This window comes from Paraburkholderia sp. J67 (assembly GCF_905220265.1).
Classification (GTDB): Bacteria; Pseudomonadota; Gammaproteobacteria; order Burkholderiales; family Burkholderiaceae; genus Paraburkholderia.
In genome coordinates, this window is record NZ_CAJMZK010000003.1 from 134,635 (window position 1) to 160,386 (window position 25,752).

25 protein-coding genes and 1 riboswitch are annotated in these 25,752 nt (G+C 65.3%); of the genes, 10 read left to right on the forward strand and 15 right to left on the reverse strand.

Annotated features, from left to right (window positions below):
• Window positions 1-2: 2 nt before the first annotated feature.
• A riboswitch (TPP riboswitch) is annotated at window positions 3-142 on the reverse strand.
• 182 nt (window positions 143-324) lie between these two features.
• Window positions 325-732, reverse strand: a complete 408-nt coding sequence (locus U5782_RS07520) for a GreA/GreB family elongation factor (RefSeq protein WP_322043201.1) — start codon at window positions 730-732, stop codon at window positions 325-327.
• Window positions 733-860: 128 nt separating this feature from the next.
• On the reverse strand, window positions 861-1,256 hold the full coding sequence (locus tag U5782_RS07525) for a hypothetical protein (RefSeq protein WP_322043202.1): 396 nt from the start codon (window positions 1,254-1,256) through the stop codon (window positions 861-863).
• Between the two features lie 222 nt (window positions 1,257-1,478).
• Between U5782_RS07525 and U5782_RS07530 the strand changes: the two genes are divergently transcribed.
• Window positions 1,479-2,408 carry an EamA family transporter gene (locus U5782_RS07530; protein ID WP_322043560.1) on the forward strand — a complete coding sequence of 310 codons (930 nt, stop codon included), beginning with the start codon at window positions 1,479-1,481 and terminating at the stop codon, window positions 2,406-2,408.
• Window positions 2,409-2,580: 172 nt separating this feature from the next.
• Here the strand turns inward: U5782_RS07530 and U5782_RS07535 are convergent, their stop codons facing one another.
• On the reverse strand, window positions 2,581-2,718 hold the full coding sequence (locus tag U5782_RS07535) for an entericidin A/B family lipoprotein (protein ID WP_322043203.1): 138 nt from the start codon (window positions 2,716-2,718) through the stop codon (window positions 2,581-2,583).
• Between the two features lie 210 nt (window positions 2,719-2,928).
• Between U5782_RS07535 and U5782_RS07540 the strand changes: the two genes are divergently transcribed.
• Together U5782_RS07540 and U5782_RS07545 are read left to right on the forward strand one after the other, a co-directional pair.
• Complete coding sequence (locus U5782_RS07540) at window positions 2,929-3,090, forward strand: DUF1328 family protein (protein WP_103704055.1); 162 nt, start codon at window positions 2,929-2,931, stop codon at window positions 3,088-3,090.
• Window positions 3,091-3,165: 75 nt separating this feature from the next.
• Complete coding sequence (locus U5782_RS07545; RefSeq protein WP_322043204.1) at window positions 3,166-3,708, forward strand: ferritin-like domain-containing protein; 543 nt, start codon at window positions 3,166-3,168, stop codon at window positions 3,706-3,708.
• A gap of 47 nt (window positions 3,709-3,755) precedes the next feature.
• Here the strand turns inward: U5782_RS07545 and U5782_RS07550 are convergent, their stop codons facing one another.
• The 7 genes from U5782_RS07550 to U5782_RS07580 form a co-directional block, all read right to left on the reverse strand.
• A complete protein-coding gene (locus U5782_RS07550) occupies window positions 3,756-4,967 on the reverse strand; it encodes an MFS transporter (RefSeq protein ID WP_322043205.1) in 1,212 nt (403 codons plus the stop codon).
• Between the two features lie 137 nt (window positions 4,968-5,104).
• Window positions 5,105-5,932: a phosphodiesterase gene (locus tag U5782_RS07555; protein ID WP_322043206.1), complete on the reverse strand. Its 828-nt coding sequence runs from the start codon at window positions 5,930-5,932 to the stop codon at window positions 5,105-5,107.
• Window positions 5,933-5,953: 21 nt separating this feature from the next.
• Window positions 5,954-6,994, reverse strand: a complete 1,041-nt coding sequence (locus tag U5782_RS07560; protein ID WP_322043207.1) for an ABC transporter ATP-binding protein — start codon at window positions 6,992-6,994, stop codon at window positions 5,954-5,956.
• The gene (locus tag U5782_RS07565) at window positions 6,991-7,923 is read right to left on the reverse strand and encodes an ABC transporter permease (RefSeq protein WP_322043208.1); all 933 of its coding nucleotides are present in this window, start codon (window positions 7,921-7,923) and stop codon (window positions 6,991-6,993) included. Before U5782_RS07565 ends, U5782_RS07560 begins: the two co-directional genes overlap by 4 nt.
• Complete coding sequence (locus U5782_RS07570) at window positions 7,920-8,744, reverse strand: ABC transporter permease (protein ID WP_322043209.1); 825 nt, start codon at window positions 8,742-8,744, stop codon at window positions 7,920-7,922. Before U5782_RS07570 ends, U5782_RS07565 begins: the two co-directional genes overlap by 4 nt.
• Window positions 8,745-8,791: 47 nt before the next feature.
• Window positions 8,792-9,826 carry an ABC transporter substrate-binding protein gene (locus U5782_RS07575; RefSeq protein WP_322043561.1) on the reverse strand — a complete coding sequence of 345 codons (1,035 nt, stop codon included), beginning with the start codon at window positions 9,824-9,826 and terminating at the stop codon, window positions 8,792-8,794.
• An 86-nt stretch (window positions 9,827-9,912) separates the two neighbouring features.
• Entirely contained in the window at window positions 9,913-10,980 is a 1,068-nt protein-coding gene (locus tag U5782_RS07580) for a substrate-binding domain-containing protein (RefSeq protein ID WP_322043210.1), read from the reverse strand.
• Between the two features lie 460 nt (window positions 10,981-11,440).
• Here U5782_RS07580 and U5782_RS07585 point away from each other — a divergent pair, with 460 nt between their 5' ends.
• On the forward strand, window positions 11,441-11,896 hold the full coding sequence (locus U5782_RS07585; RefSeq protein WP_322043211.1) for a hypothetical protein: 456 nt from the start codon (window positions 11,441-11,443) through the stop codon (window positions 11,894-11,896).
• 170 nt (window positions 11,897-12,066) lie between these two features.
• Here the strand turns inward: U5782_RS07585 and U5782_RS07590 are convergent, their stop codons facing one another.
• Both U5782_RS07590 and U5782_RS07595 read right to left on the reverse strand, forming a co-directional pair.
• A complete protein-coding gene (locus tag U5782_RS07590; protein WP_322043212.1) occupies window positions 12,067-12,339 on the reverse strand; it encodes a hypothetical protein in 273 nt (90 codons plus the stop codon).
• Between the two features lie 340 nt (window positions 12,340-12,679).
• A complete protein-coding gene (locus U5782_RS07595) occupies window positions 12,680-12,928 on the reverse strand; it encodes a hypothetical protein (RefSeq protein ID WP_322043213.1) in 249 nt (82 codons plus the stop codon).
• Window positions 12,929-13,398: 470 nt separating this feature from the next.
• Between U5782_RS07595 and U5782_RS07600 the strand changes: the two genes are divergently transcribed.
• The 5 genes from U5782_RS07600 (at window position 13,399) to U5782_RS07620 (ending at window position 16,968) form a co-directional block, all read left to right on the forward strand.
• A complete protein-coding gene (locus U5782_RS07600; RefSeq protein WP_322043214.1) occupies window positions 13,399-14,013 on the forward strand; it encodes a glutathione S-transferase in 615 nt (204 codons plus the stop codon).
• Between the two features lie 191 nt (window positions 14,014-14,204).
• Window positions 14,205-14,414, forward strand: a complete 210-nt coding sequence (locus tag U5782_RS07605) for a hypothetical protein (protein WP_322043215.1) — start codon at window positions 14,205-14,207, stop codon at window positions 14,412-14,414.
• A gap of 307 nt (window positions 14,415-14,721) precedes the next feature.
• The gene (locus tag U5782_RS07610) at window positions 14,722-16,137 is read left to right on the forward strand and encodes an FAD-containing oxidoreductase (RefSeq protein WP_322043216.1); all 1,416 of its coding nucleotides are present in this window, start codon (window positions 14,722-14,724) and stop codon (window positions 16,135-16,137) included.
• Entirely contained in the window at window positions 16,134-16,466 is a 333-nt protein-coding gene (locus U5782_RS07615) for a cupin domain-containing protein (protein WP_322043217.1), read from the forward strand. The genes U5782_RS07610 and U5782_RS07615 overlap by 4 nt, the downstream gene beginning before the upstream one ends.
• A gap of 25 nt (window positions 16,467-16,491) precedes the next feature.
• Window positions 16,492-16,968 (forward strand): metallophosphoesterase family protein, encoded by a 477-nt coding sequence (locus U5782_RS07620; RefSeq protein ID WP_322043218.1) that lies wholly within the window; start codon window positions 16,492-16,494, stop codon window positions 16,966-16,968.
• A 76-nt stretch (window positions 16,969-17,044) separates the two neighbouring features.
• Here the strand turns inward: U5782_RS07620 and proP are convergent, their stop codons facing one another.
• The 3 genes from proP to argA all read right to left on the reverse strand — a co-directional run bounded on the left by proP (window position 17,045) and on the right by argA (window position 20,900).
• Window positions 17,045-18,499: a glycine betaine/L-proline transporter ProP gene (gene proP / locus U5782_RS07625; RefSeq protein ID WP_415914268.1), complete on the reverse strand. Its 1,455-nt coding sequence runs from the start codon at window positions 18,497-18,499 to the stop codon at window positions 17,045-17,047.
• Window positions 18,500-19,147: 648 nt separating this feature from the next.
• Complete coding sequence (locus U5782_RS07630; protein ID WP_322043220.1) at window positions 19,148-19,423, reverse strand: oxidative damage protection protein; 276 nt, start codon at window positions 19,421-19,423, stop codon at window positions 19,148-19,150.
• A 73-nt stretch (window positions 19,424-19,496) separates the two neighbouring features.
• Window positions 19,497-20,900 (reverse strand): amino-acid N-acetyltransferase, encoded by a 1,404-nt coding sequence (argA, locus tag U5782_RS07635; protein WP_322043221.1) that lies wholly within the window; start codon window positions 20,898-20,900, stop codon window positions 19,497-19,499.
• 23 nt (window positions 20,901-20,923) lie between these two features.
• Between argA and hrpA the strand changes: the two genes are divergently transcribed.
• Window positions 20,924-25,600 (forward strand): ATP-dependent RNA helicase HrpA, encoded by a 4,677-nt coding sequence (gene hrpA, locus U5782_RS07640; protein WP_322043222.1) that lies wholly within the window; start codon window positions 20,924-20,926, stop codon window positions 25,598-25,600.
• Window positions 25,601-25,752: the final 152 nt, after the last annotated feature.

A 25,752-nucleotide genomic window follows, 5' to 3' on the forward strand; every position in this document is an offset into this window, starting at 1 on the left:
AGCTGCGAAGTCCGGACGCTTCCCTGCGCTGGCATTATCCAGATCAGGTTCAAAGGGTATTTCTCACCCGCGCGATACGCTGCCTGAGCATTCATATGAACGATTCGAAGCGGCGCATAACGCAGGACCCCCGCGTAAGCAGGCCAAACGATACACCGCGCTGCGACACTCTGGCAAGTGGCTTTGCGCGCAGGATGTGCCAGACGAAAAGCGTTTTCGCGCGCGCGACCCATATAGCGCGTCGCGCCCGGATGGCCTGAAAACCGGCGTAAAAAAATTGCAGTCGGACGGGGCGCGCGCGAAGAATGCACATCAAGGCGCTGATCAAAGCGCAAAGTCGTCGGCGGCTTCGGGTTGGTACAGGATGCGTGAAATCTTCAGCGTTTCGACGGCGCCGCTCGGGGGCGTGAAGCGCACGGTGTCGCCGCGCTTCGCGCCGAGCAGCGCGAGTCCCGCCGGCGAAAACACGTTGAGGCGGCCGTCGTCGACACTTGCGTTGGCGGGGTACACGACGGTCCAGGTCACGGGCTCGCCGGTGCGATCGCTCACGAGCGTGACCTGCGAATTCATGGTCACGACGTTGGACGCGACCTTGCGCGGATCGACGATCTCGGCGCGTTCGAGCAGTTCGTCGAGCATGAGTTGGCGCGCGGGCGCGGCACCCGGTTCGGCGGCGCATTTTTCGAGGCGAGCGAGATCGAGTTCGGTCAGATAGCGGATTTTCTTCGACATGCGAGTTCTCCTTGCGATCCAGGCGGATCGGATGGATTGGAATGGGTCCAGATGGGATGGGCGAAGCGGAAGCGGTAAAGCGGATCGGCCCGGAGCCCGACTGAACGGCTCCGGCGAAGGAGGGCGGTTCAGCGCGGGCGCCGGGCGAAGGCGAGCGGGGTCGGCAGGCCGCCTGGTCGTCGCAGCGTGCACGCGCGCGCCGACATCCGACTACGGATGTGCAGCGAACAGGCAACGGAGGACGCAAGCGGCGAAGACACGGCGCGATGTAATAAAAATGAAAGAATGTGCCATGCTAGCACGGTCTCAGAATGGGCGATCTGCATCAGTCGAAACGACACTTTTTTGTCCTGACGCGACATGTTTGCGCCCCCGGTTTTGTTGACGTTGCGCGCAAGCAGCGCGCCAGCGCATAAAGCACGCTCGCTGCGTCCGCAACGAGTCGCCGTGTTGCATAATGCGTGGCGCCCGATCCGGATATTTCGGGTGGCTTGCGACACGCTTGCAATTGGCTGTGCTTGCATGCGCGCACGTGTCGTGCATTGCCCCGGTGTACTTCTTTCGCGTCCCCTTCGCGTCCCAATCTTTCTCGTCGCCTTCATCATGCCGTCGCGCTTCATTCGTCCCGTCCCTCGTCTGGCGGGGCGTTCGCGGTTCCCCTTCCACCACGCGGCGGTGCAATGACGATGCCGCCCCGTTTGCCTTCCGGTTCTGCCCTCAGTCCCTACCTGCGCGGATTACTGCAGATGCTGGGCGCGCTCGGCGTGCGAAGCTGGCAGCTCGCGCGCAGCGTGCGGCTGCCGCAATCGCGCGGCGGCCGCGTCGCGCTCTCGCTTGCGGTCGTCTATTTCGTGTGGGGCTCGACCTATCTCGGCGTGCATGTGGCGCTCGGCTCGTTCCCGCCTTTGCTGCTTTCGGGGCTGCGTAACCTGCTGGCGGGCATCGGCCTGTTCGCGTTCGCGATGCGACGGCGTCCCGTCATGCCGACGCTCAACCAGGTGCGCAACGCGGGCGTGGTCGGCACGATGCTCGTCGGGCTGTCCAGCGGCATGCTCGCTTACGGCATGCGCACGGTTGGCACGGGCACGGCCGCGGTGCTGGTGGCCACGGTGCCGCTCTTCGCCACGCTGATCGCGGCCTCCACCGGGCGGCGGGTTGCGAAGGGCGAGTGGGCAGCCGTCGCGCTCGGTCTGGTCGGTATCGCGATCCTGAGTCATGGTGGCGGCGCGAGCGGCACGGCGGGCGGTTCCCTCGCGATTCTCGGCGGTGCGCTGTTCTGGGCGATCGGCGGGCATCTGGCCGGCCGGCTGGAGCTGCCGTCCGATCTGTTTATCGCGACCGCTTTGCAGATCGGCCTCGGCGGGGCGATCTCCACGCTCGTGGCGTGGATCACCGGCGAGCGCATGGGCACGCTGCATTTCCTGCCGTTTGTCGCCTTTGCGTATCTGATGTTGATCGGCACGATGGCCGCGTATGTGGCGTATGGCTATCTGATTCGCCACACGAGCCCGCTCGTCGCCAGTAGCTGCATGTACGTGAATCCGGTCGTGGCGGTGGCGCTGGGTGCACTCACGCTCGGCGAGCCGATCACGCACGCCACGATCATTGCGACCGTGCTGATTCTCGGCAGCGTTGGGTTGTCCTTCCTGTTCGACGATCGGCGGCGCGCATCCTGAGTAGTGGGAATTGTTCGGATTGCTGATCTATCCGGCGATCCGGTTTATGCCTTGATTAAAGCGGTCCGGCGTCGCCCGAGTGGGCAACGCCGGATGCCTGCGCGTCGCGAAACGGCTCGAAAATGGATCGAAACAAGCCGTCGCGACCCGCGTTTCACGCCTGCCGAGCCGGTTACTTCGCCTGCTCAGCGGTGTTCGTGATGGCGTGACCGCCCGCGGACACATCCTGTCCAGCGCCCGCAACAGTGTTGCAGGCGGCCAGCGCCGCGGCCGACGCGGCAACGAGAAGCAAGGCAATCAGGCGTTTCATGAGGGGTTCTCCTCGGAGTAAGGGAACCTCTTCTCCAGCACGCCGCGTGCCTGACATCCTCACGCGCCTTTCCGGCACCCTTCCTGCATCTACGCCGCCTTCCGCGGGACCACGCCTTGCTCAATGCATGGCGCAACCCGCACTCGCACACGCCAAAGCGCGGCACGTTCCGACACGTCGTCTGCGCACTGCCACCAGGAGGATGACGACATGCTTCACTACGCCATCGTGTTTTTCGTGATCGCCCTCATTGCCGCCGTGTTCGGCTTTACCGGGATCGCCGCAGGGGCGGCGGAAATCGCGAAGATCCTTTTTTATCTCTTCCTGGTGGTGTTCGTCGTCACCTTGCTGCTCGGCGTGTTGCGCGGCTAGCGGCTAGCGGTGCGCGGCCAGCGACGCGTGGGCAGTAGAAGTCATTCCCATCCCCACAGTCCGAAGGAGAGTCAGATGTCGAAGTCACACGCTGCGTTTGAGATCGACCTGAAGCGCGTGCGCGAGGAAGCGCGCCGCAATCTGGATCAGGGTTCCGTCACACCGAGCTACGGCGCCAATCGCGAGACCGTGCTCAAGCTGCTCAACGATTCGCTGGCGACCGAACTGGTCTGCGTACTGCGCTACAAGCGGCATTACTTCATGGCGAAGGGTATCGAGTCGGAAAGCGTCGCCACCGAATTTCTCGAGCACGCCAACGAGGAGCAGCAGCACGCGGACATGCTCGCCGCGCGCATCGTGCAGTTGGGCGGCGAGCCGGATTTCGCGCCCGCGCACCTGAGCGAACGCTCGCATTCGGAATACAAGGAGGGTAAGGATCTGCACGACATGATCCGCGAGAATCTGATCGCGGAGCGCATCGCTATCGAGAGCTATCGCGCGATCATCCAGTATCTCGGCGACACCGACACCACCACGCGACGCATCTTCGAGCAGATCCTCGCGGTGGAAGAGGAGCATGCCGACGATATGACCGATCTGCTCGATTCGGGGCGTTGATCGCCGGTCCGGCGCGAGCCGCAGACTAAACAGACTAAAGCAACGGATTAAAGCGTCTGCGCGTTCGCGTCGAGGCGCGGACGCGTCGCGAAGTGAATCCAAGCCGCGAGCGCGCTGAAGCACAGGCCCGCCACGCACACGCCGACCCAACCGAACGCGTGCCACGTGGCGGCGCCCACGGCCGAGCCGGTCGCCCCGCCAATGAAGTAGCACACCATGAACACCGTATTCACGCGGCTACGCGCTTCGGGGCGCAGCGCGTAGATGCGCGACTGGTTCGAGATCTGCGCGGCCTGCACGCCGATGTCGAGCACCACCACGCCGATCACGAGCCCGATCAGGCTCTTGCCCGAGAACGCGAAGATCACGAACGCTAGCGCGATCAGCGCGATCGACAGTGTGATGACCGCGCGCGGGCCGCGCTTGTCGGCCGAGCGGCCTGCCCACGGCGCCGCGAGCGCACCCGCCGCGCCGACGATACCGAACAGCCCCGCGACCTGCGGGCCCAGATGGAACGGTTCGCCCGCGAGCAGCAGCGTGAGCACCGGCCAGAACAGGCTGAACGCCGCGAACAGGCACGCGCCCGTTGCCGACGCCTCGCGCAGACCGCGCAACTCCACCGCCAGATGCCACATCGAGCCGATCAGCTTGCCGTAGCCGAGCGTCGAAGTGGGCTGGCTCTTCGGCAGCTTCTTCACGATCACCACAGCGAGCGCCAGCAGCGCGACGATCGACGCCGCGAACACGGCGCGCCAGCCGAAATACTGGCCGACGAAGCCCGCCGCGGTGCGCGCGAGCAGAATGCCGAGCAACAGACCGCTCATCACGGTGCCGACCGCGTGGCCGCGCTGCTCGGGCGGCGCGAGTTCGGCGGAGAACGGCACGGCCTGCTGGGCGATGGTGGAGAGCACGCCGATGGCGAGACTCGCGCCGATCAGCACGGGCAGCGTGGGCGCGGAGGCGGCGGCGAGCAGCGCGATGCACAGCAGGCCGGTCTGCATGAGGATGATGCGGCGGCGGTCGAAGCGGTCGCCGAGCGGCGCGAGCAGCAGCATGCCCGCGGCGTAGCCGAGCTGGGTCGCGGCAGGCACCGCGCCGATCCACGCCGAGCCTACCGGAAAGGTCTTGCGGAAATCGTCGAGGAGCGGCTGGTTGTAGTAGATGTTCGCGACCGAAATGCCCGCGATGGTCGCGAGCAGAAGCAGCAGGCCGCGCAGCGACTGGCTCTGGCCAGTGGATGCGGAATCGGGTGTGGACATGGGCACGGGTGCGGGCGAGGCCCGCCGGGACGGAATTGACGGCCCGGTCGAGGCCGGGCGTGCCGATCATACCGGAGCGCGTGCGATCGTGCTGGCGGCGTTGTGGACGCCCTTGGCGCGTCTTCCGTGGTGGCGGGTCAGGCGATCAGCTCGCCCGAAGGCTCGTGGAACGGGTAGGGGCCATCGGCGTCATCCACGTAGGCGTGATGGGTGACGATTCCGCGCGCCGCGTCGTAGTGATGCAGCGCGAACGCAGGCGGCTCCAGCGTGAAGGTGGAGGGGGCGTCTGGCGCGAGGTCGAGCGTGACCTGATGCGCGGGCGCCGGCACCGCGCTCGCAATGGTGCCGCCGAAGCGCACGAACATCGGCCGGTGCACGTGGCCGCAGAGTACGCGCTCGACGTTCGGATGGCGCGCGATCAGCGCTTCGAGCGCGCGCGCAGCGGTGTCCTCCAGCCGGATCGCGTCCATATGGCCGATGCCGCAATCGAACGGCGGATGATGAAGCGCGACGATCACGGGACGGCCGCGCGCGGCGTCGAGTTGCTGCGCGAGCCAGTCGAGCCGCGCGGCGCACAGCGTGCCGCCGCTCTGGCCTGGCGTCATGGAATCGAGCGCGATCAGGCGCAGCGGGCCCAGATCCGCCGCGTACTGGATAAATTCTCCGCCTGCCCGCAGTTCGGCGCGCTCGGGGAAGACCTCGCGCAGCGCCTCGCGGCCGTCGTGATTGCCGATCAAGAGCCAGCAGGGGATTTCCATCTGTGCGAGCAGGGACTTCAGATGCCGGTATTCGTCGGCGTGGCCGCGATCGACCAGATCGCCGGTCACGATCACGGCGTCGGGGCGGGGCGCGAGCGCATTCAGGCGCGCGATCGTGCGCAAGAGCCGCTCGGCGGTATCGACGCGACGATAGGCGAGCGCGCCCGGTTCCTTGATGTGCAGATCGCTGATTTGCGCGAGCAGCATGGGTGGCCTCGATTGTAAAAATTACGCGAGCGCGATGAGCGCTTCGGGGGCGATGGCGATGCCCACCCGCGTGCCGCGCGCGAGTTCGATGCGACCCGCGACATCGACGAAGAGGGCATCGGGCGCCGCGCCGCCGATGGTCAGGCGCGTTCGTTCGCCAAGAAAGGTCGCCTGCTCGATCACGCCGCGCAGCGGTGCGTGGGCGGGATCGGCGAGGGTGGCGTCTTCTGGTCGGAAGAAGAGTTCGCCCGCGCCCGGCGACGACTGGGCGGGCGCGTCCAGCTTGCCGCCCGTGGTGACGAGCGCGCCGTCGCGCCATTGTCCTGCGATCCGGTTGAGCGTGCCGACGAATTGCGCGACCGCACGGCTCGCGGGCTGATAGTAGATCTCGCGCGGCGTGCCGATCTGCTCGATCCGGCCCGCGCTCATCACGACGATGCGGTCGCCCAGCTCCATCGCTTCCGCCTGGTCGTGTGTGACGTAAACCGTGGTCACGCCCAGTTCGCGCAGCAGCGCATTCATCTCGCTGCGCAGCGTATCGCGCAGACGCGCGTCGAGGGCCGTGAGCGGTTCGTCGAGCAGCAGCACGCGCGGCCGCGCCGCCAGGGCGCGCGCGAGCGCAACGCGCTGGCGCTGGCCACCCGAGAGCTGGCCGATGGGTTTGTCCGCGTGCGCTTCGAGACGCATCATCGCGAGCAGTTCGTCCACGCGCTCGCGCGCGGCAGCGGCGGGCACGCGCGAGATCTTCAGACCGTAGCCGATATTGCCGCGCACATTGAGGTTCGGAAACAGCGCGTAGTTCTGGAACACCATGCCGACCTTGCGGCGCTCGATGGGCAGGGCGGTCACGTCGTCGTCGCCGAAGCGCACGCGGCCGCCCGCGTCGGGCGTTTCGAGACCGGCGATCAGGCGCAGCGTCGTGGTCTTGCCGCAGCCCGATGGGCCGAGCAGCACGAGCGTCTCGCCCGCGCCTATCGTGAGATCGAGCGGCTCCAGCACGCGCGCGCCGCGAAAGGTCTTGCCGCATTGCGCGAGCGTAATCGGAATCGAATCGAGTTTCATTGGGAATCCTGAGGAGTGCGCGATGTATCGGCGCGACGCTTGTGTGCGTCCGTTCCGGGCGCGTCTACGCCTAGCCATTGCATCGCCACGAGCAGCGGCATCGTCATCACGAAGAAGAGGATCGTGTAGGCGCTGCCGATCTCGATGCGCATCGAGGCATAGGTATCGGCAAGACCGACGGGCAGCGTCTTGGTGTCGGGCGTATGCAGCATCCACGTGAGGTTGAATTCGCCGATCGACAGCGTGAGCACCGCGAGCGCGCCCGCCACGATGCCGGGCCGCGCGTTGGGCAGCACGATCGAGAAGAAGCGCTGCACGAAACTCGCGCCGAGGCTTGCGGCCCCTTCCTCGAGCGTGCGCAGGTCCGAAGCCGCGCACACGGCGGCGACGGGGCGCACCATGAACGGCAGGGTGAAGACCACATGGCCCACGACAATGAAGGCCGCGCTCATGCGGAAGGCGGAAAAGCCGCCGTAGACCACCAGTAGCGCGAGCGCGGACGCGAGGCCGGGCAGCGCGACAGGCATCACAAGCAGTTCCTCGATCAGCCGCGAGAGGCGCGTGCGGCTGCGCGCGAGCGCATAACCCGCAGGCACACCGGTGACGAGCGTGATGGCGAGTGTCGCGGCGGCCACTTCGAGCGAGAGGAAGACGGAGCTGTGATACTGCGTCCAGACCTCGTCGAGCCAGCGCAGCGTGAGGCCGCTCGCCACGCCGCGAAAGTAGTTGACGGTCAGGCCCGCGACGATCGACATGATCACGGGCACGACGAGAAACGCGCAGGTGGCCAGCGTGACGAACCATTGCGCGGCGGCGAGCCAGCTGCGCGCGGAGGGAAAAGTCAGGCGTCGCCGTGCCGCATTGGCGGCAGCCGTGCGCGATGCGAGTCGGGCATTTTCCTGAGGGTCGTTGCGAGGCACAGCGTTCATGCGGCCGCCGCGACGGACGCGCCCGTGAGACTGCGCGCGATGGTCAGCACCGCCCACGTAACGACGCCGAGCACGATCGAGAGCCCGGCCGCCGTCACCATGTTCGCGTTGAGCGTGAACTCGGTGTAGATCGTCATGGGCAGCACGTCGATATCGGTGGCGAGCGTGAATGCCGTGCCGAACGCGCCCATCGCGGTCGCGAAACACACCGCGCCCGCAGCGATCAGACCCGGCGTGAGCGCGGGCAGGATCACGTCGCGCGTGACGCGCCAGGAGGACGCGCCGAGCGAGCGAGCCGCTTCCTCGAGCGACACGTCGAGCTGGCTCGCGCAGGCCATCACCGTGACGATCACGCGCGGAATCGAAAAGTACAGGTAACCGGCAAAGAGTCCCGCCATCGAATAGGCGAACACCCAGCGCTCGCCTGCAAGGCGCAGCGCGAGTGCGCCGATCAGCCCCTGGCGTCCCGCGAGCATGATGACCATGAAGCCGACCACCACGCCGGGAAACGCGAGCGGAAACGTGAGCAACGCGACCAGCGCGCGCCGTCCCGCGAATTCACGGCGCGCGAGCAGCAGCCCGCAGATCGTCGAGAGCACGAGTGTCGCCACGGTGACGGCTGCCGAAAGCAGCACGGTTTCCAGCAGGCTCGTCATGTAGCGGCCGTTCGTGAGGAGTGCACGATAGGTGGCGATCAGGTGACCGTCCGCGCTGACCTGGACGAGCGCCACCATCGGCAGAAGCCAGAAAGCGAGGAACACCGCGAGCGCGGGCGCAACGAGCGCCACGCGCCAGCGCAACGGGAAGGTGAGGTCGTGCATGGGAGACGAAAGAGCTATACGGAGAGGCTGAATAAATGCGCGACGGCCTAATGCATGATTTGCAGATAGCGTTCGCCGAATGCCTGCTGCTGGGCCGCCATCTTCGCGAAGTCCACCGGCTTCGCGCGCGCATAGTCGCTCGCGGGCAGGAATTTCGCGGCCGCCTGCGGCGACAGCGCGCTCGCGCGCACGGGGCGCAGCCAGGCGTCGGCCCAGAGCTTCTGGCCTTGATCCGAGAGCACGAAATCGAGCACTTTTTTGCCGTTCTGCGCGTGCGGTGCATTCTTCACGAGGCTCATCACGTAAGGCACCGAGATCGTGCCTTCGGCGGGAATCACGAATTCGACGTTGGCGTGATCCTTGTATTTCGCGCGGTAGGCGTCGAAGTCGTAGTCGAGCAGGATGGGGATTTCGCCCGAGAGCACGCGCGCGTAAGCAGTCTGCTTCGGCACGATCGGCTGGTTCGCGCGGAGTTTGCTGAACCACGTGAAAGCGGGCTGGAAATTGTCGAGCGTGCCGCCGAGCGCGAGATTGACCGCCACGGCGCCCGCATAGCCCACAAAGGCGCTCGACGGATCGAGATAGCCGATCATGCCTTTGTATTCGGGCTTGAGCAGGTCTGCCCACGAGCGCGGCACCGGGCGGCCGTCGAGCGCGTCCTTGTTGACGAAGAAGCCGAGCGTGCCCGAGTGGATCGCGAACCAGTAGCCCTGCGGGTCCTTCAGGTTCGCGGGGATCTCGTCCCAATGCGCGGGCTTGTATGGCGCGACCACGCCTTTGTCCTTCGCCTGGAAGGCGGAGGAAATGCCGAGATAGACGACGTCCGCGACCGGGCTCTTTTGCTCGGCCATCAACTGCGCGATCGACTGGCCGGAGTTTTTGTTGTCGAACGGCACGCGGATGCCGGTCTGGCGCTGGATCGCCTGGATCTGGCTGGCCCAGTCGGCCCACTCGGGCGGGCAGTTGTAGCAGATCGCGGTTTCGTCGGCGTAGGCAGGCGTCGATGCCAGTGTGGCCACGCCTGCGGCAGGCGCGAACGCGAAACTGAGCGCCGTGCTGGCGGCGAGGGCGAGGCGGCGTATCACGTCGGGGCTCCTGGTCGGATGGATGACGTTGCGATGAGCCACGCGTGGTGCTACGCGTGGGGGATGAGCACGACGTCGAGGCGTCAGGAAAGCGTGCCGCCGAGCGCGAAGCCGCGTCCCGCAGCGTTTGCGCGCGGCGCGGCGCCCGTGGCGATGGCGCCAATCGTGCCGCCTTCGCGCAGCGTGTGGGGCAGCGTGAGATCGAGCGTGTTGCCCACGTACTCGCCGCCGATGCGCGCCATGAGTCGCTGCCAGGCGGCGCGGCCAATTTCGCCGTTGGGCGTGCCGATGCTCGCGAGCGGCGGCGCGAGCAATTCGCCCATCGCGAGGCCGTCGAAGCCGAGTATCGACATGTCCTGCGGCACGCGCAGACGGGCGCGGCGCAGGCCGCGCATGACCACCATTGCGAGCAGATCGTTGCTGCAAAAGAGCGCGGTGGGGCGCGCGGGGCCGGTGCTCAGATGCGCGAGCACCGAGGGCGCGAGGTCGGCGGCATTGAAATCGATTTCGAGCGCGGGGGCGGGCGTGAGGCCGGCTTGCTGCATCGCGTGCGCGTAGCCCGCGTAGCGCTGGCGTGCGCGGTCGGAAGCGGCGAGCGTGCCGGCGAGCATCAGAATGCGCCGATGGCCGTGCGCGATCAGCATGCGCACGCCGTCGCTGGCGGCCTGGTGATTGTCGACGGATACCGACGGGCGGCGCGTCGTGTCGTTGTGCATGAGCACGTAGAGCGGGCCGTCGGCGTCGAGTTCGTCGAGCAGCGGATGCGTGTCCGCATCGGCGACGGTCAGGATCAGGCCCTCGACCCGTTGTGCACGCAACGTCTCGATAGCGTGGCGCTCGCGCTGCGCGTCGTACTGCGTCGTCATCAGCATGAGGCGAAAGCCCTGCGCCGAGGCGAGTTCATCGATGCCCTGGAGGCATTCGGCGAACACCGGGTTGGCGAGCGTGGGCAACACCACGCCGATCAGTCGCGTGCGTTCGCCGCGCAATTGGCGGCCGATTGGGTTGGGCCGGAATTTGAGCGCGTCGATCGCTTCACGCACCTTGATCAGCGTGACAGGATTCACCGTATGCGGTGCGTTGATCGCCCGCGAGACGGTGGCGATCGAAAAACCGGCGTGTGCAGCGACATCCTTGATGGTTGACGTCATACGAGCGACCCGAGCGATGTAAACGTTTTCGACGGGCCGATTATGGGAAGTGCTTGTGACCGTGCGATGACCGAACGATGACGCTAGTTGACCTGCGGCGCTTGGGAGGGCGCGGGGGGCAATGGTAGAATCGCGTCCGCCCTGCCGGCGTGATGAAATTGGTAAACATAGCGGACTTAAAAACAGATTGAGTGCCCAGCTGGAAACGGCTGGAGTAGAACCCCTCAAATTCGGCGAACCCCCTGGATTGTGCGACGCGCGAGCGTTCCGGACCGAGGCGACGCCGAGCCAAGCCGGCTGGCGCGCAAGCGTCGGCGCGGAAGGTGTAGAGACTAGACGGGGGGCGCCTAAGGCTCGAAGGCCCGCGCGGCTGCAATGCGCGCGAAACTCGGGCTACGGTGAAGGCATAGTCCAGCGCACGAACGCCGCTAGATCAGCGCGCGGCGTCGAAAGACGTAGTGTGACGAAAATCCGCCGCCTCACGGCTTACCGGTTCGATTCCGGTCGCCGGCACCAGGGCCACCCTGAATATGCTTCGCAAGAAGCCCTGAAACCCGCGATGGCGTTACGCCTCGCGGGTTTTTTGTTGCGTGCCGCGGATTCGATGACTGCGGTAACCGTGCCGCAAACGTTGGCAACGTTGAGCAGGGAGGTGACGTCTGGGAACGCGGATGGCGTGCTCGCCAGCGGTGTCGATACGCGCGCTGAAAAGCAGCAGAGAAGGCGGGCGCGAAGCGGGAAATGGCGGAACCGGCCGGTGCTGGCGTTGCAGTGGACCGGAATCAGACTGCGCCGTGTCCGATCAGCGGCTGCCGATCTGGCCGGTGCGAGGGTTCACGAGCCGTGCGAATCCGAACAATGCGGCAATGCCCAACGGCGATGCGATGAAGAAAGCGGTCAGCATGATACGAAGTGAGACAAACCGTAACAAAGTGTGTCTCAAGTGTATCGCGTTGATGCGCAATGAGTATCAGGGAGAACGACAACAAACTGTTGCTCAATCGCAAGTTCGATGCCGGGAGAGTGCTGGGAATCAGGCTGAATCCCCCGCTGGACGGGGCTTTGCGCCTGATGAGGGAGGGCGTCCTAGATGCAGTCGAATACTACTTCTACTGTTTGAGCGGTGACGCCGCGCAGGCCTTCGCTATGGACCTCGACGGTGTGCAACTCTTTCTTGCGCTTGTCGCAGTAGGCCTGCGCCTCCTTGATACCCGCGTTGCGAACGCGGTTCCAGGAAACGATGTCCCAGCGTGCGCGGCTGGTCACCGAAAGATGTCCATCCTGTCTCGAATTAATACCAGTCACCGACGTGCATGCCGTCAGCATGCCAAGTCCCACCAACAGGATGCTACCTTTCATAGATTCCCCTTGATTGCGCACCCATTGTCGCCGCCAAACGTTGGCATTGGCAACCCGAAAGAAAGGTTTGCAGACGTCGTGAGCGTAGGGGGGAACGGCGCGGCGACCGGTGCAAAAACGATGCCGCGCATAAAGTTGCGCAAGCGATGACGGGGAGAATGCGGCAGCTGCGCGCAAGCCGTGCGCCAAAGCGATCACTCTCGCGCGACGGCGTGCAGTGTCATTCCGCACAGCAGGCCGGGTCTGTTACAAAACGTGCCCACCCGTCCGTATTCGGAGGCAAGGCACGCTGCACGTCCTGGCGCGAATACTGGGCCAGGCGTGCAGGCCTCAGCAGGTTTCAGTCGTGGGCTACGACTTTGCCGACCTGCGCCTGACCGGACACGAGGCACGAGGACATGAAGTTCTCGCCCTGACTGCGCGCGCCCATCAGGCTGAAGCCGCGCGCCAGCGCTTCGAGACGGACCAGTTCGGAACCCTTCGAGCAGGACACGGAGCCGCTCTCGTGCGCCTGCACGCGAGTGAGGACCCGGTTGCCCACGAGGAGGGCGAGGATAACGACGACGCCAATATTGAATACCTTTCTCATGATTTCGTCTCCTTGTGCATCCTGTTGCAATCAGACTAACGCAGCCTTTGGACCGATGAATCCAGGAGTTTCCCGGCGATGCGGTGCAGCACATGCGGCGCAGAAAAACCCCTTGATTTTCAGCGTAAAGATGCTTCGGCATCCTGCTGTTTTGAGGGTCGATCCGCTTTTCCTTATGGAGCAAGGCTGCGGTGCTGGCGGTGCTATCGCGGGCCGGGCGTTGCGACGCAGCAATGCCGCGTCGCGGTATGCATGACGTCTGCGAACAAATTTACGCCTGGTCAAAAATAATCGTGCGTGGCGGATCGACACGGTGTCGTTTGCCTCGCATTGGCCACTTGATTTCGATCAGATTCACTCGCATCAAGAGGGGAAAGTGGTGCGTCTGCATTCGCAGACGAATGTTGAATTGCGCAGGGCTATGCGTCACCATCGACGGTCCGGTCCTCTTTTCTCATGCGAGGTGAGTAATGCAGTTGATTGGCATGATGGATTCTCCCTACGTCCGCCGTGTGGCGATCGCGTTACACGTGCTCGGGATGCCGTTCGAGCATCGCAGCGTGTCGGTGTTCCGGCAGTACGACGAGTTCGCGCAGATCAACCCGGTCGTGAAGGCGCCGACCTTCGTCGACGACGACGGCACGGTGCTGATCGATTCCACGTTGATTCTCGATTACCTCGATCACAAGGTGCCGGCCGCGCAGCGCCTGCTGCCCGTGGAGACGCTCGAGCGCACTTTCGCGCTGCGCGTGAGCGGTTTCGCGCTGGCGGCGATGGAAAAGACGATCCAGCAGGTGTACGAGCGCCAGTTGCGGCCCGAGGAGCGGCAGCACGAACCGTGGTTCGAACGTGTGAACACGCAGATGCATGCGGCCTGGGCGGTGCTCGACAAACTCGTGGCGGGGCGTGGCGGCTGGCTCTGCGCGGGGCGGATCACGCAAGCCGACATCACGGCGGCGGTGGCGTGGCGCTTCACGCAATTCGTCCTGCCAGGCGCGGTCGATCCGGCCCGATATCCCGCAGTCGCGGCGCTATCCTTGCGGGCCGAGGCCTTGCCTGAGTTCGTCGCGACGCCCCTGGAGTAAGCGGGCAGCGACGCAGCGTCTGCTGCGCGGCCCGCGAAGGCTTGCCGCGCCGCCCGAACGTCGATTGTTCGAGATTCGCGACAAGTGACTTCGCGCGCGGCGCATTTATCGGCAGACGCTACATTCCTACAATGGCTTCCATATTGATGCCGTTGCGTCACGACGACGCGGCGGCCGTAGCGGGAGCCGTCATGAAAGACTTTATCGAACGACAACTGTATCAGCCTGCACTGGTCCTGCCGATGGTGGACCTGATGCAGCTGATGGTGTCGCTCGACTTCAACATGGGCCAGATTGGTCTGCTGGTCGCCACGCGCGGCGCGCGTGCCGCCTTCCAGCGCTCGCGTGACCTCTGGTGCGCGAGCCACGGCTGCGCCGTGCCCGGCGAAAGCGTGCATTGAGCGGCTGGCGCCCGAATTCCGCGATTAGCCGCGACTCGCCCGACACCCGACAGAATCCTCGATCTCCCCCCGACGCGCAGCGGCATCGCCCGTTTGCTGTTGTGTCGTCACCCTGTGAGCCGCCCCACGTTTTGGGGTGGCTCTTTTTTTCGCTTTCCACTGTCTTTTTCGATCCGAAACACCGACGGACGTACTCGCGCGCCGCGTCATGGCGCCGGCGTAAGATGGCGCGAACGTGGCCACCGGACCACGCAACGTGCGGCATGCGCCATGCGCACACCGCGTCCTTTACGTCGAGGAGAGCGGCATGGCACAGCGATTCGATGCGATCGTGATCGGCACGGGACAGAGTGGTCCGCCGCTGGCGGTGCGTCTCGGTGCGAGCGGGCGCAAAACGGCCATCATCGAACGGGCCGCGTTCGGCGGCACCTGCGTGAATGTCGGCTGTACGCCGACCAAGGCCTATGTGGCCTGCGCGCGCGCCGCACACGTGGCGCGGCACGCGGCGGACTACGGCGTGCGGATCGGCAATGGCAGTGGTGACGCCCAGCGCGAAGTCAGTGTGGATCTCGCCTTCGTGAAGGAGCGCAAGGACGGCATCATCGGCGCATCGCGCGATGGCGTCGAGCGCTGGCTGCGCAACGCGAAAAACGTCACGGTGCTGCAGGGACACGGGCGCTTCACGGGCGCGCATACCGTAAGCGTGATGGACCACAGCGGCCAGACTGAAATACTCGAAGCCGACGAGATTTTCATCAATACGGGCACGCGTGCGGCGGTCCCGCCCGTGCCGGGGCTCGAACGCATCTGGTACGAAACGAATTCCACGATCCTTTCATTGACCGAGCTGCCGTCGCATCTCGCGATCTGCGGCGCCAGCTATATCGCGCTCGAATTCGCGCAGATGTTCCGCCGCTTTGGCAGCCGCGTGACGGTGCTGGTGCGCGGCGCACGCATCCTCACGCGCGAAGACGACGACGTCGCGCAGGCCGTTCAAAACGTGCTCATGCGCGAAGGCGTGGAGTTTCGCTTCGGAAACTCGCCCGATAGCGTGGCGCCGCTGGGAGCCACGCCCGAGCATGGCGTTCGCATCACGATTGGCGGAGAAACACTCGACGTCTCGCATTTGCTGTTCGCGACCGGCCGTATTCCGAACACCGACGATCTCGGACTCGACGCTGCTGGCATCGAGTGCGACAAGCACGGCTTGATTCCCGTCGATGGCGAGTTGCGCACGCGCGCCCCCGGTGTGTGGGCGCTCGGCGACGTGAACGGGCGCGGCGCGTTTACGCACACGTCCTACGACGATTACCAGATCGTTGCCGCGAATCTGCTGGACGGCGCGAACCGCAGCGCGGACAACCGTATCCCCGCCTACGCCGTGTTCGTGGACCCGCCGCTCGCGCGGGTAGGGGCGAGCGAGCGCGAGGTGCGCGAAACCGGCAAGCCTGCGCTGATTGCGACCATGCCGATGTCGCGTGTCGGTCGCGCGCGTGAGCGTGGCGAGACGGATGGCTTCATGAAGGCGCTGGTCGATGCGCAGACGAAGCGCATTCTGGGCGCGACGATCTTCGGCATCGAAGGCGACGAGGCGATCCACACCTTCATCGACACGATGACCGCCGACGCGCCGTACACCACGCTGCAATTCGCAATGCACGTGCATCCGACCGTGAGCGAACTCGTACCCACGTTGCTCGACGGTTTGAGGCCACTGAAATGAGTGGGCTGGGCAATCTGTTCGAGGGCATCCACGCCAGCGCGCGCGAGGAGGTGTTCGAGCAACTCGTCGCGCAGGCGGGTGTTGTCATCGAGCGTATCGTCTCGACCGGGCAGGCGAGCCCCGAAGGCTTCTGGTACGACGATCCGCGCGACGAGTGGGTGGTGCTGCTCGCGGGCGCGGCGGAGCTGGAATTCGAGGCGCAAGGCGGTGCACGTCAGCGCCTGAAGCCCGGCGACCATGTGCACATTCGCGCGCATTGCCGGCACCGCGTGGCGTGGACGGACCCGCAGACACCCACGGTTTGGCTCGCCGTATACTTTGGCGCTTGAATTTCCCTGCTGAGTCAAACCGTCCATGCCCCGAACACCGCTACGCGTTGCACTGGTTTCCGATACGCACAATCTCGTGCGTCCCGAACTGCTGACTTTCGTGCAAGGCTGCGATGCGATTGTCCATGCGGGCGATATCTGCGAGCCCAGTGTGCTCGATCAGCTTGGCCGCATCGCGCCGCTCACCGTCGTGCGCGGCAACAACGATCGTGGCGCGTGGGCCGATGCGCTGCCCGTGCAAACCGTTGTCGAAATCGGCGGCGTGTCGATCGCGGTGGTGCACGAGTTGCCCGATCTGCAAGGCGATCCTGCGGCGCAAGGCGTGGCCGTCGTTGTGAGCGGACATTCGCACAAGCCCACGCAGGAAACGCGGGACGGGGTGCTTTACGTGAATCCGGGCAGTGCCGGGCCGCGTCGCTTCACCTTGCCGGTCTCGGCCGCGATGCTGACGATCGGAAACGACGGCGCACTGCACGTCGGGCATAGCCGCCTGATCGACTAATCACGCGACGCGCAGACGCAAAAAAGGCCAGCGCGAGGCTGGCCTTTTTCAATATTTCCGATCGGAAAAGCGTGATTTAGACGCGCGCCGGCAGGGCCACGTAGTCGTCATCCATTTCACGTGCGAGGCGTACGCCGCGCAGCACCGCATGCGCTTCGGCCTTGGTGCCGACGATCGGAGCCGAACCCGGCAGCGGGCGGCGAGCCGTTTCGTGCAGCGCCAGCACCGAGATGATGCCGACTACGGCCGCGCCCATCAGGTAGTAGGCGGGCATCATGAGGTTCTGCGTGTGCTCGACGAGCCAGGCGGCAACCAGCGGGGTCGTGCCGCCGAACAGCGACACCGACACGTTGAAGCCGATGGCGAGCGCGCCATAGCGGATCGCGGTCGGGAACAGCGCGGGCAGCGCCGAAGGCATCACGCCCGTGAAGCACGACAGCAACGCGCCCAGGATCAGCAGACCACAGAACACCGGCAGCAGCGAACCCGTCTGGATCAGCGTGAGCGACGGAATCGCCAGCACGATCAGGCCAACACAGCCCGCGAGCATCACCGGCTTGCGGCCGATCGCATCCGACAGATGGCCGAATGCCAGCGTCATCGGCACCATCAGCACCATCACGGCGAGCACGATGAAGAGGCCATGCGTCTCGTTGAAGTGCAGCGTCGCCGACAGATAGCTCGGCAGATACGAGAGCGCCATGTAGTCGGTCACGTTGAAGATCAGCACGAGGCCCACGCACAGCAGGAAGGGGCGCAGATGCTGCGTGAGCAGCGTGCCGAGCGTGAGCTTCGGACGCGACACTTCTTCGGCTTCGCGCAGTTCCGCTTCCTTCTTGAACGCCGGCGTTTCTTCCAGCTTCATACGGATGTACAGACCCACGATGCCCAGCGGACCCGCGATCATGAACGGCACGCGCCAGCCCCAGTCGAGCAGTTGCTGATGCGAGAGCAGGGCGGTCAGCACTGCGACCGTGCCCGCGCCGAGCACATAGCCGACCAGCGTGCCGATTTCCAGGAAGCTGCCCATGAAGCCGCGGCGCTTGTCGGTGGCGAATTCGGCGATGAAGGTCGCCGCGCCGCCGTACTCGCCGCCGGTCGAGAAGCCTTGCACGAGACGCGCGACCAGCAGCAGGATGGGCGCGGCGATGCCGATCGAGTGGTACGAGGGAATCAGGCCGATGGCGAAGGTGCCGCAGGCCATCATGATCATCGTCATCGCGAGCACGCGCTGGCGGCCGATCTTGTCGCCCAGCGGGCCAAACACCATGCCGCCGATCGGGCGCACGAGGAACGCGGCCGCGAAGGTGCCGAAGGTGGCGATCAACTGTGCCGAAGGATTGCTCGACGGGAAGAACACCTGGCCGAGCGTGACGGCGATGTAGCTGTACACGCCGAAGTCGAACCATTCCATGGCGTTACCGAGCGCCATGGCGCCGACGGCGCGTTTGAGGAGGCTTTTGTCGACGATCGTAATGTCGTCGAGCGTCAGGTCGGACTGGGCCGACGAGCCGGAAGTGGAAGCGGTCAAGGTCTGCATCTCCAATGACTGCGACGAACGCAAAGGCGTTCGCCACGGTTGCCGGAGAGTGCCGTTTCGCGATAGCGGCGACAAATCGCGCAGGGACGCCGCAAATGGGGCATCCGGTCCGTCTGCAAGGTTTGCCGTGCAGGCGGTGCGCGAGAGGCATGCTGAATGTCGCGAAACGACACTCGATCAAATTGTGCGTATGCGTTGCGCCTGCGTGGCCGTGTGGGGGGCAGTGCGCATGTGACGCTGGACCAGCACGAGGGTGCCCGGTGAAGCGTCGCTGAAACGAAGAAGAATGTCCGCGTGGCGGAGCGTTCTGCTTGTATGAAAACACTCAGGTGGAAGGCATTTTTGGGTGCCGGCCTGAATGTAATTGATGGCTAATGCCTGTTGAACGAAGCGTTATGATAGCACGATAACGGAAGATCGCGCAAACCCGGGCATCGGCGGGGTTCTTGGGGATCGCCCCAAACCCTTGTGTGGCGGGGGATTGCGCCGATTCGGGCGGCCTCGCGCACGGGCCTCGTAGCGGGAACAATCGTGCATGAAGCGCATAAAAAAACCGCGCTCGGCGGCGCGGTTTTTGCGGTGCTGCGGCGTGATGTAATCGGTCGGGTGACAGATCAAAACACGTCGCTTGCGCGGGGCTTAGCCTTCGGTCGGCGGCACGAAGCCCGATGCCTGATCGGCGCCTTCGCCGAAGAAGTACTTTTCGGTCTGCTTCATCAGGTACTGGCGTGCGCGCGGGTCGGCCATGTTCAGGCGGTTCTCGTTGATCAGCATGGTCTGCTGCTTGAGCCAGGCCTGCCAAGCTTCCTTCGAGACGCTTTCATAGATGCGCTTGCCGAGTTCGCCCGGCAGCGGCGGAAAATCGAGACCTTCGGCTTCCTTGCCGAGCTTCGCGCATTGAATCATACGGGCCATGCTGTGCTTCTCCTTAGTCGTATGTGGGGTGTGGCGTTGCGCCTCATCTTCGCTAATGCGTTGGTGAGGGCGCTCAGAGCTGTTTCATCAGCACGAGCGATTTGCGCTGCCAGTTATAAAGGCGGCGGCGGTCTTCAGGCAGGTCGTCGACCGTGGCCTTGACGAAGCCGCGCTTGAGGAACCAGTGTTCGGTACGCGTCGTGAGTACGAAGATGCGCGTGAGGCCGCGCGCGCGGGCGCGCTGCTCGATGCGGCGCAAAAGGCGCTCGCCGTCGCCTGAACCTTGCGCCTCGGGCGACACCGTGAGGCAGGCCATTTCGCCGATGCGTTCCTGCGAGTAGGCGTAGAGCGCCGCGCAGCCGAACAGCACGCCATCGTGCTCGATCACCGAGAAATGATCGATGTCGCGCTCGATCTGGTGACGCCCGCGCCGCACGAGCGTGCCGTCCGATTCGAGCGGCTCGATCAGCGTGAGAATGCCGCCGACGTCGTCAGGCGTCGCCTCGCGCAGGCTTTCCAGGTTCTCGTACGAGATCATGGTGCCCACGCCATCGTGCAGGAACAGTTCGAGCAGCAGGCCGCCGTCGAGTGCGTAGGGAATGATGTGCGCGCGGCCCACGCCGCCACGGCAGGCGCGAATCGAATGCTTCAGATAGAAGCCCGCGTCGCCGAGCACGGTGCCGCTTTCCTGCAACTTGTAGGCGTCGTCGAGCGACATTTCGCGCAGCAGTTCGCCTTCCTCGCCGATCAGACCCTGCGTTTCCGTGAGGAACACGATCTTGTCGGCGCGCAGCGCAATGGCCGCCGCCGAGGCCACGTCTTCCATCGACAGGTTGAACGCCTCGCCCGTGGGCGAGAAGCCGAGCGGCGAGAGCAGCACGAGCTTGCGGCTCGCGAGCGAATGGCGGATCGAATCGGCATCGATCTTGCGCACGACGCCCGTGTGCTGGAAGTCCACGCCGTCGAGAATACCGACCGGACGCGCCGTCACGAAGTTGCCCGACACGACGCTGATGTGCGCGTGCGCCATCGGCGTGTTCGGCAGACCCTGGCTGATCGCGGCCTCGATGTCGAGACGCACTTCGCCGGCGGCTTCCTTGGCGGATTCGAGCGCGCGGGCATTGGTGATGCGCATGCCGTGCGAAAACTCGGACTCGACGCCGTGCAGGCTCATCTGTTCTTCGACCTGCGGGCGCGAACCGTGCACGAGCACGATCTGGATGCCCATGGCCTGAAGCAGCGCGATGTCGGCAACGAGCGCGTTGAGCAGATTCTGGTGCACCACCTCGCCGCCGAAACCGACGACGAAAGTCTTGCCCTGGAAAGCATGGATGTAGGGCGCGACCGATCGCATCCAGTCGACGAATTGCGCGTGCTGCGCGGCCTGCTGGGCAGCTTGCTCAGAAGCGGATTCCGCGGCGGCGGCGGAAGCCGGCGCATTCGCGGTGGCGGGGACGAGGTCGGTTTGGGAATTCATGCCCGGGATTATAATGCGCCCCCATGTCGAATGTACCCAAAAGACCTGCCTCGGCGCAGGGCAGCAACACCCCCGCCGGCAAAGACGCGGCGCACGGCGGCGCGCAGGAAAAGCGCGCGTCGCAAAAGTATGGCGATGGGCAGAATATTGCCTCGTCGGACCGGCTGGCCGCACTGATGAAGGGCGGGGCGCTGGGCGGCGCGCGCGTGCAGGACAAGCGGGTGGCGACGCCGCCGAAAGGCGCGCAGCCCACGACGCCGCAACCGCAGCAGCCCGCGCAGCCCCAGCCGCCGAAAACCGAAGCGCGCCCCGCGCCGCGCAGTGAAACGAAGCCCACGCCGCAAATGCCGGCGCGCGGCAAACCGGACGGCGACAGGCAAACGAACGCAGTGGGCGAAGCGCGGGCCGAGCGCGTGAGCGCTCCGGCATCCGCTGCGACGAGTCAACCCGAAGCGAAATCCGCTGCGGCGCGCGAAGCGCACAAGACGCCTCAACGCAACAAACCGCGCGAGGCGGGTACACCCGCGGCGGGCCCGCGCAATGCGCCGCCGCGCGCACAACAGCAGCAGCCGGATCAGCCGCGCCCCAATCAGCCGCGACAGAATCAGCCGCGACAGAATCAACCGCGACCGAATCCCCAGCGCCCGGAGAAGCCGAAATCCGACCAGACCCCGCGCGCAAGCGGCGAGAGCGAACGCGAACAGCCGCCGCGCGTTCCGCGTCAGGAACGCGAGGCCCGTGCGCCGCGTGCTCCTCGCGCGCCGATCACGCCGAACCCGATCCCGCCGATCACGTTCCCCGAAGCGCTGCCCGTCTCGGGCCGCCGCGAGGAAATCGCGCGCGCGATCGCCAACAACCAGGTCGTGATCGTCAGTGGCGAAACCGGCTCGGGCAAGACCACGCAGTTGCCCAAGATCGCGCTTGCACTCGGGCGTGGATTAGGCGCGGGCGGCTCTGGCCTGATCGGCCATACGCAGCCGCGCCGGATCGCCGCGTCGGCAACCGGGCGGCGTATCGCCGAAGAACTCGGCACGCCGTTTGGCGAGGTGGTCGGTTACAAGGTGCGCTTTACCGACAATCTTTCGCCGGGCGCGTCGGTCAAGCTGATGACCGACGGCATCCTGCTCGCCGAGACGCAGACCGATCCGCTGCTGAAGGCCTACGACACGATCATCATCGACGAGGCGCACGAACGCAGCCTCAACATCGACTTCCTGCTCGGCTATCTGAAAGAGATCCTGCCGCGCCGGCCCGATCTCAAGCTGATCGTCACGTCCGCGACCATCGACGCCGACCGTTTCGCGCGCCATTTCGGCAGCGACGAGAAACCCGCACCCGTGATCGAGGTGAGCGGGCGTCTGTACCCGGTGGAAGTGCGCTATCGGCCCGTGCAGGAGGACAGTCCGGCGGTGAAAAACGCGCAGGGCAATGCGCCGACGAAAAAATCGCAACGGGACACAGACCGCGACCTGATGGACGCAATCGTCGACGCGGTGGACGAACTCTGCCGCGAAGGCTCCGGCGATGTGCTGGTGTTCCTGCCCGGCGAACGCGAAATTCGCGACGCCGCCGAGGCGCTGCGCAAGCACCATCCGCCGCATACGGAAATCCTGCCGCTGTTCGCGCGTCTTTCGGCGCAGGAGCAGGAGCGCGTGTTCAAGGCGTCGAACGCGCGCCGCATCGTGCTCGCGACCAACGTGGCGGAAACCTCGCTCACGGTGCCGGGCATTCGCTACGTGGTGGATACGGGGCTGGCGCGCGTAAAGCGCTATTCGTACCGTAACAAGGTCGAGCAACTCCAGATCGAGTCGATTTCGCAGGCCGCCGCGAACCAGCGCGCGGGCCGCTGCGGCCGGGTCGCCGATGGTATCTGCATTCGTCTCTATGAAGAGTCGGATTACATCGCGCGTCCGCGTTTCTCGGACCCGGAAATTCTGCGCTCGTCGCTGGCCGCGGTGATTCTGCGCATGAAGTCGCTGCATCTCACGGCGATCGAAACCTTCCCGTTCATCGAGCCGCCGCCGGGCCGCGCGATCGCGGACGGCTATCAGTTGCTCAACGAGCTGGGCGCGGTCGATGACGACAATGCGCTCACCACGCTCGGCCGCGAACTCTCGCGCCTGCCGCTCGATCCGCGCGTGGGCCGCATGATTCTCGCCGCGCGCGACGAGCAGTCGCTGCGCGAAGTGCTGGTGATCGCCAGCGCCTTGTCGGTGCAGGACCCGCGCGACCGCCCGATCGAGGCGCAGGAACAGGCCGACCAGGCGCATCGCCGCTTCGCCGACGAGCGCTCCGAATTCCTCCAGTGGCTCAAGATCTGGGCCTGGTTCGAGGACGCGGTCGCGCACAAGAAGTCGAACAAGCAACTCGTCGATTCGTGCCGCGCGAATTTCCTCTCGCATCTGCGCCTGCGCGAATGGCGCGACGTGCATTCGCAACTGCTGACGGTGGTGCGCGAGCACGGCTGGCGCATCAACGAATCGGACGCCACGTACGAGCAGATTCATCACGCGCTGCTGACCGGCTTGCTCGGCAATATCGGTCTCAAGGCCGAGGACGAACCGCATTTCCTCGGCGCGCGCAGCATCAAGTTCCATTTGTGGCCGGGTTCGGCGCTCGTGAAAAAGGCGGGGCGCTGGGTCGTGGCCGCCGAACTCGTGGAGACGAGCCGACTCTACGCGCGCTGTATCGCGAAGATCGAGCCGGAATGGCTCGAAAAGGTGGGCGCTCATTTGTTGAAGACGTCGCTGTCCGAGCCGCATTGGGAAAAGCGCGCGGCCCAGGTGAGCGCGTTCGAGCGCGGTGTGCTGTACGGCTTGCCCGTGTATCAACGTCGCCGCGTGGCGTTCGGCAAGCAGGACCCGGTACGTGCGCGCGAGCTCTTCATTCGCGGCGCCTTCGTGGAAGGCGAATTCGATACGAAGCTGCCGTTCTTCGCGCACAACCGCAAGCTGCTTGCCGATATCGAGCAACTGGAGCACAAGTCGCGCCGCCAGGATGTGCTGGTGGACGACGAACTGATCTTCGGTTTCTACGATCAGGCGATTCCCGCGGGCATTTATTCGGGCGCGTCGTTCGAGCGCTGGTATCGCGACGAAGTGAAAAAGAGCGGGCAGCCCGAGGACAAGCTGCGTCTGCTCTACCTTTCGCGCGACGACCTCATGCGTCACGAGGCGGCGGGCGTGACGACCGACCTGTTCCCGAAGCGCATGACGATGTCGGGTGTCGGAATGGCGCTCACGTATCACTTCGAGCCGGGTTCGCCGCGCGACGGCGTGACGCTCGCGGTGCCGCTCTACGCGCTCAACCAGGTCGATGCGCGGCGCTGCGAATGGCTCGTGCCGGGCATGCTCAAGGAGAAGGCGCAGTTGTTGCTGAAGTCGCTGCCGCAGAAGCTGCGCCGTCACTGCGTGCCGCTGCCCGAATATGCGGCCGGTTTCGCCGATCGCGTGGGCGGCGAGCGCTTCGGCGCGGGTGGTCTCGTCGAAGCCCTGATCAACGACGTGCGCGAGCAGAAGCAGCTTCAGTTGAAGACCGCGGACTTCAAGCTGGAGACGCTGGCCGCGCATCTGTTCATGAACTTCAAGGTGATCGACGAGCACGGACGCCAGCTCGCGATGGGCCGCAATCTCGCCCAGCTGCGCACGGAACTCGGCGCGCAGGCTCAGCAGGAGTTCCAGAAGCTGGCGAGCGCGACCGCGCTGGCGGCGCTGGAAACGCGCGCGCAGCGTGAGGGCGCGGACGTGGCGGCAAGCGCGAATGACGCAAACGGCGCGCAGCCGCAAAGCGCCCCGAAAAAGGCCAGCGTGCCGCACACGCCCACCTCGGGCGATGCGTCCGCCACCGCGCTCTACGAGAACCTCACGACATGGAATTTCGGCAAGCTGCCCGAGCTGCTGGAAATCCGCCGGGGCGGCCAGACGCTGTTCGGCTACCCGGCGCTGGTCGATCGCGGCTCGCATTGCGATGTCGAGGTGTTCGATTCGCCGGAAGAGGCCGCGCGCATCCATCGCCAGGGGCTGCGACGTCTCTTCGCGCTGCAACTGCGCGAGCCGATCCGCTACCTGGAGAGGAACCTGCCGGGCCTGCGCGAAATGTCGATGCAGTTCATGGCGCGCGCGACGCAAGAAGAATTGCGCGACCAGCTGGTCGAGCTCGCGCTCGATCGTGCTTGCCTGCTCGATCCGCTGCCCGACGACGAAGCGAGCTTCCACGCCCGCAAGGACGAAGGGCGCGGGCGTCTCTCGCTGCTCGCGCAGGAGATCGCGCGGCTCGTGGGGCAGATTCTCGCGGAATACGCGTCGCTGGCGAAAAAGCTCGTGCAGGCCAAGGCTTTCGGTGCGCCGGCGGCGGACATGCAGGCACAGGTCGATGCGCTGATCAGCAAGCGTTTCATCCTGGACACGCCTTATGCGCAGCTCGTGCATTTCCCGCGCTACCTCAAGGGCGTGGCGCTGCGCATCGACAAGCTGCGCGCCGATCCCTCCCGCGACGCACGCCAGGCGGCCGAATTCCAGCCGCTTGCGCAGCAGTATCAGCGTGCGCTGTCGCAGCGTGGCGGCGTGTTCGATGCGCGCCTGAGCGAGTTCCGCTGGCTGCTCGAAGAGCTGCGTATTTCGCTGTTCGCGCAGGAATTGCGCACGCCGATGCCGGTGTCGGTGAAACGGCTTTACAAGGTCTGGGAATCGATGCAGCGTTAGGGAAGCGCCTCGCGCGACGGCATGAAACGCAGTGCGAACGCGGTATTCGCATAACGGGTCATAACAGCGCGTCGAACAAGTTCGAAAAGCCGGGCGAAAAGAACGAGAGAGGGGCGCGAAATGTCGCGCCCCTCTTCACATTTCAAGCGCCC